Origin of the sequence: Microcystis sp. LE18-22.4A, from assembly GCF_027531105.1 — a bacterium.
In the GTDB taxonomy this organism is placed as follows: domain Bacteria; phylum Cyanobacteriota; class Cyanobacteriia; order Cyanobacteriales; family Microcystaceae; genus Microcystis; species Microcystis aeruginosa.
On record NZ_JAPZRB010000107.1, the window covers coordinates 1 to 5613 of the forward strand.

Sequence of the window (5613 nt, forward strand, 5' to 3'; positions counted from 1 at the left end):
TCAGGTGGTCAACTACCTAATTTTCAGGGAAAAAGTACCTGAATTTTCCCCCCAATCACTCCAATGGTCGGCACTTTTTGAGGGAAAAAAAGTCTAAAAACCTTATCCAACAAGGTTTTTAGATTTATTCAGCAAACCCTATTTAACCCCAGTTCGGGTTACTATAGCTAATTTTTGGCTGTTAGCAATTATAGCTCTCAAAAGGGGGTGGGAATGATGAGATCAAGTTTATTTTCGGTCTGAGGATGACGAAACGATAATTGTTTAGCGTGTAGGTGTAAACGGTCGGACTGCTTACCATTGTACAAGCGATCGCCTAAAATTCCTATCCCTAATCCCTGTTGACTATGAACACGAATTTGATGGGTTCTTCCCGTGTAGGGAATAAATTCTAGCCGAGAATAATTGCCTTCTTTGCCGACAACTTTAAAATAGGTTTGACTAGCTTTTCCCCTTTGCCAGTCCACAGTTTGATAGGGTCGATTTTGCGGATTTCCCCAGAGAGGTAGGTCAATTATGCCTGATTCTCGCTCAATAATTTCTGATAATATAGCTTCGTAGATTTTCTCCACTTCTCTCCGTTGAAATTGTTGGGATAAACAACGATAAATATCTAAACTTTTAGCTAGTAATAATATACCAGAAGTTTCTCGGTCTAAACGATGAACTGGAATGACATTTTTTCCCTGACTACGAAACCGATTGGCCACAGCATCTTGACTATCTTGATAACGTCCTGCTACCGATAATAATCCCGCAGGTTTATTAATAACAATTATTCCCTCGTCTTCGTAGATAATTTCTAGGGACGAACGTAAACCAGAGAGTAAAAAACCCATGAGAGGTTGACATCTTTCTTGACAAGCGCCATAAAATTCTCCCTGTTTTCTATCTCGATTCGATTCTCCCCACCAAAATTCGGCCATGGCGACAGGTTTTAATCCTTTCATGGCGGCATAATTTAATAATTTCGGGGCGCAACATTCCCCTGTTCCCGTCGGTAACAAATTACTGCCCATCAATTTAGCCAAGGAGAGAGATTGTCCAGAAAAGTTGTTTAAACAGTAGGATTGATAAAGCAATTCCTGTAACTGTTTGGAGAGGTTCCTACGCTGTTGCTTAAGTTCAATAATTCTCTGATTGGCTAAGTTTATTTTCTCAATTAAGGGTTTTAAAACTTGTTTTTGTTCCTGTTTTAACTGCTTTCTTGCTCTTTTTTCCTGACGACTGATATTATTTAATTTTTCTAATTCTTCTGGGTTTAAATCTCCTAAATTTCTTAACCTATCTCGTTCCTGTTTATGGTTTTGATGTTGTTGCTGTAAAGCTTGTATTTTACGCTCAAAATCTGCTTGATTGAGTCGATATAAATTATGTTCGGGAATTGATTGTAGGGTAATAATTTCCTGTTTAATTGTTTCTAAAAGTTGCAAAACTCGCTTTTCTTCCAGCACAATTTTTTCTCTCCCCACTAGGGACGGAACCCAGCCAGCAGCTTCTCCCTGTCCAGAAAAAGCTTTTAAAACTTCTATTTCGCCAGCAGCATTTTCTCCTAACAAAATTCCATACATTTTACCTTGAGGATTGGTGATAGTTGTCATCAAATCTCGGGCAATTTTTTCAGCCAAAAGAGTACGGGGCAAGCGCAATAACTCCCCCGTTTCAGGACAAATTCCTTGATAATAATAAGTAACTTCCTTCACTCTTTAAGAACAGGAAAAGGGCTAGAGATACCCCTAAGAAAAACAATTGGCAAAGAAATCGATAGTTTCCTGTAGGGCGACAATAAAGCGATCGATTTCTTCTGGGGTATTATAAAAATATAGACTTGCCCGCGCGCTGCCAGAAGCATCAAAAAAGCGGTGTAGAGGTTGGGTACAGTGATGACCGGAGCGAATAGCGATTCCTTCGTGGTCTAATAAAGTGGCTAAATCACTGGCATGAATCCCTTCCACATTAAAGGCGGCTAAACTAGCCCGACCCTGGCCCGTTAAACTAGGTGATGGCCCGTAAATTCTTAAACCCTCAATTTCTCCTAATTTTTTGAACAAATGGGCGGTTAATTCTTCTTCGTAGGCATGAATATTATCCATACCTAAACCCATTAAATATTCTACCGCAGCACCGAGAGCAATCGCTTCGCCGATAGCGGGGGTTCCCGCTTCAAATTTGTGGGGCAGTTCGGCACAGGTAAAATGGTCTAAATAGACTTCCGCAATCATTTCGCCACCACCAAAAAAGGGCGGCATTGCCTCTAAAATCGCCTCTTTGCCGTACAAAAATCCAATACCGGTGGGGGCGCACATTTTATGACCACTAGCCACCAACCAATCACAATCTATGGCCTGCACATCAATGGCTAAATGGGGGACACTTTGACAGGCATCAATTAATACTTTCGCCCCGACTTGATGGGCAAGGCTGACTATTTCGGCAACGGGATTAATACAGCCTAATGTATTAGAAACATGAAGGACAGCAACTAATTTAGTTTTGTCAGACAACAAGGATTTATATTGTTCTAAATCAAAGCTTTCTTCGCTGGTTAACTGCACATATTTAATCACTGCCCCCGTCTTTTGGGAGACAATTTGCCAGGGGATTAAATTACTGTGGTGTTCCATCACCGAGAGAATAATTTCATCCCCTGCTTTCAGGGTATTTAATGCCCAACTGTAGGCGACTAAATTAATCGCTTCCGTGGCGTTGCGAGTATAGACAATTTCCTGACGAGAAGCGGCATTAATAAACCTAGCGACCTTATCTCTGGCTCCTTCGTAGGCTTCCGTTGCCCGGACACTTAAAGTATGCGCCCCCCGATGCACATTAGCGTTATCTTTTTCGTAATAGTTTCGCAGGGTTTCTAATACTTGAATGGGTTTTTGGGAAGTGGCGGCACTATCGAGATAGATAAGGGGTTTATCGTGTACGGTTTGATGGAGGATAGGGAAATCGGCGCGGACTTTTTGGGCGAGGGTTTTTTCTTGGATAATTGTCATTTTAGTCAGGAGTCAGAGGGGTACTTTGGGCAGGTTGACACCCACCCCGGTAGAGTTATTCCACACTGCGACAGGCGACGCATTGCCCCAATCTTTGGCGGAGGGATTCTAGAGGAATTTTAGCTAAAATCTCGGCCGAGAAAGCATCAATTAACAAACTGCGGGCGGTGTCGGCACTTAAGCCCCGGCTTTGCAGATAGAATAAATCATCGGCTTCCAGTTGGCTAACGGTTGCCCCGTGGGAACATTTGACGTTATCGGCGGTAATTTGTAATTCGGGTTTGGTGTTGACTCGTGCCTTGTTAGAAATTAACAAATTCCGATTTAACTGGGAGGCGTTGGTTAATTGGGCGGGTTTGGGAACAAACACTTTACCATTAAAGATAGCGTGAGCGCTACCATCAACGATACATTTATGCAGTTGCTTGGTGATGCCGTGGGGATGGTTGAGATAGATGGCGCTGTGGGTATCGGTGGTTTGTTGTCCAGTAATCATGGCTAATCCGTGCAGATTTGTCTCGGTTTGTGCTCCTTTTTGCAGGATATCGAGGTTATGACGGCAGAGTTTAGCTCCTAGATTTATCTCGTTGAGAGTGTAACGGCTATCGCGCCCTTGTTCAATTATCGTGCGTCCGATGTGAAAACCATCTCCCGATTCCCGTTGTACTCTGGTATGGATGACCTCGGCGTTGGCTTCGAGGTAAATTTCCGTGACAGCGTTGGTGAAATAAGAGTAATTTACAGGTAAATCGGAGCAATATTCGGCTAAAGCCCCGTAGTTCTCAATAATATTGACACTGGCTCCCGTTTCCGCCACGATTAGGCTATGGGGCTGATAAAAGCGGGGAATTTCCTCCACAACGGTGATAAATAAGAGATGTATCGGGGTTGTGACGACGGTGTTAGCGGTGACGTGAATTACTGCTACATCGCTTAAACCAGCTTGGTTGAGTGCGGTAAAAAATTCGGGTGTTTTTTCTTTGCCTAGATAGTTGACAAGAACATCTTTTTGTGCATTGGCGAGATTGCCGACGCTGACACCGGCGGGTAAAGCGGAGATATCGGACAATTCGGGCTGATAAATGCCGTTAACGAAGACTAGGTGGCTGTTTTTGGCTTCGGGCAGCAAAAAAGTAGCGAGGGCATTTTTATCGATTGTAACGGTTTGGGGGACGCGAAAATCGATCGCCCAGAGTTGACTTAAATCGGTGAATTGCCATTCTTCGTCTTTTTTGCCCGGGATGGCTAATTCTTGAGCTTTACTGGCTCCCGATTCTCTTAATTCGAGAATTTTACCGTTATCGATAGTGGGAACCGTTTCTCGCGACAATTTTAACAATAATTCTCCTGATTGTTCAGGTTTCGTGATTATGGCTGTCATTGGTAAGAGGGGGTTGGAGGGTTGGGGTGTGGGGTAGTGGGGTAGTGGGGTAGTGGGGTAGTGGGGTGTGGGGTAGTGGGGTAGTGGGGTAGTGGGGTAGTGGAGCATTTGGCTGAAATTTCCCTAAACCCCTAAATCCCTATCACCCTATCTCCCGACTCCTGAATACTGACTCCTGAATACTGACTCCTGAATACTGACTCCTGAATACTGATAACTGAATACTGATAACTGATAACTGATGACTGATAACTGATAACTGATAGCTAGATTACTTAACGGCTAATAATTGTTCGTCGAGGAAATCGTAGCCAGTTCTTTCTAATTCGAGGGCTAATTCTTTACCGCCACTGGTGACAATGCGCCCATCGTACATAACATGAATAACATCGGGTTCAATGTAGTTGAGCAGACGCTGATAGTGAGTGATAAGTAAAAAAGCGTTATCGGGAGTAGCTAATTGATTGACTCCCTGGGCAACAATTCGCAAAGCATCGATGTCTAAACCGGAGTCAATTTCATCGAGAATTCCTAAAGTAGGTTCTAATAATGCCATTTGTAGGATTTCATTACGTTTTTTCTCACCACCGGAGAAACCTTCGTTTAAACTTCTGCCAAGAAAGCTAGGATTCATCTGGACAACTTCTAGTTTTTTCTCGACTAATTCCTCAAAGTCAAAACTATCTAATTCTTCCGAGCCTAGATATTTTTGTCGGGCATTGTAGGCAACGCGAAGAAAATCGAGGTTACTAACGCCGGGGATTTCTAGGGGATATTGGAATGCGAGAAAGATACCCATAAGCGCTCGTTCATCGGGTTCTTTGTCCAAAAGGTTTTCGCCTTTATAAATTATTTCTCCCCCAGTTACTTCATAATCGGGATGTCCAGCGATTACTTTGGAAAAGGTGCTTTTTCCTGAGCCATTGCGCCCCATAATTGCGTGGGTTTCACCTGCTTTAATTTCGAGGTTAACTCCTTTAAGAATCTGGTTTCCATCAATACTAGCGGTCAGATTTTTTACCGATAAAATTACTTCACTCATGTTTTTTTGTTGGCAACTGCAAATATTTCTAGAGACTAATTATATTTCAGCGAACACTGATAACTGATAACTGATAACTGATAACTGATAACTGATAACTGATAACTGATAACTGATAACTGATAACTGATAACTGATAACTGATAACTGATAACTGATAACTGATAACTGATAACTGATAACTGATAACT

At 42.6% G+C, this 5613-nt stretch carries 4 protein-coding genes; all 4 read right to left on the bottom strand.

The window, feature by feature from the left end:
- Positions 1-197: 197 nt before the first annotated feature.
- Positions 198-1703 (bottom strand): RluA family pseudouridine synthase, encoded by a 1506-nt coding sequence (locus O9295_RS04595; RefSeq protein ID WP_288032036.1) that lies wholly within the window; start codon positions 1701-1703, stop codon positions 198-200.
- A 33-nt stretch (positions 1704-1736) separates the two neighbouring features.
- Entirely contained in the window at positions 1737-2999 is a 1263-nt protein-coding gene (locus tag O9295_RS04600) for a SufS family cysteine desulfurase (protein ID WP_288032039.1), read from the bottom strand.
- A 55-nt stretch (positions 3000-3054) separates the two neighbouring features.
- A complete protein-coding gene (sufD, locus tag O9295_RS04605; protein WP_288032042.1) occupies positions 3055-4380 on the bottom strand; it encodes a Fe-S cluster assembly protein SufD in 1326 nt (441 codons plus the stop codon).
- A gap of 271 nt (positions 4381-4651) precedes the next feature.
- On the bottom strand, positions 4652-5422 hold the full coding sequence (sufC, locus tag O9295_RS04610; RefSeq protein ID WP_002756123.1) for a Fe-S cluster assembly ATPase SufC: 771 nt from the start codon (positions 5420-5422) through the stop codon (positions 4652-4654).
- Between the last annotated feature and the right edge of the window lie 191 nt (positions 5423-5613).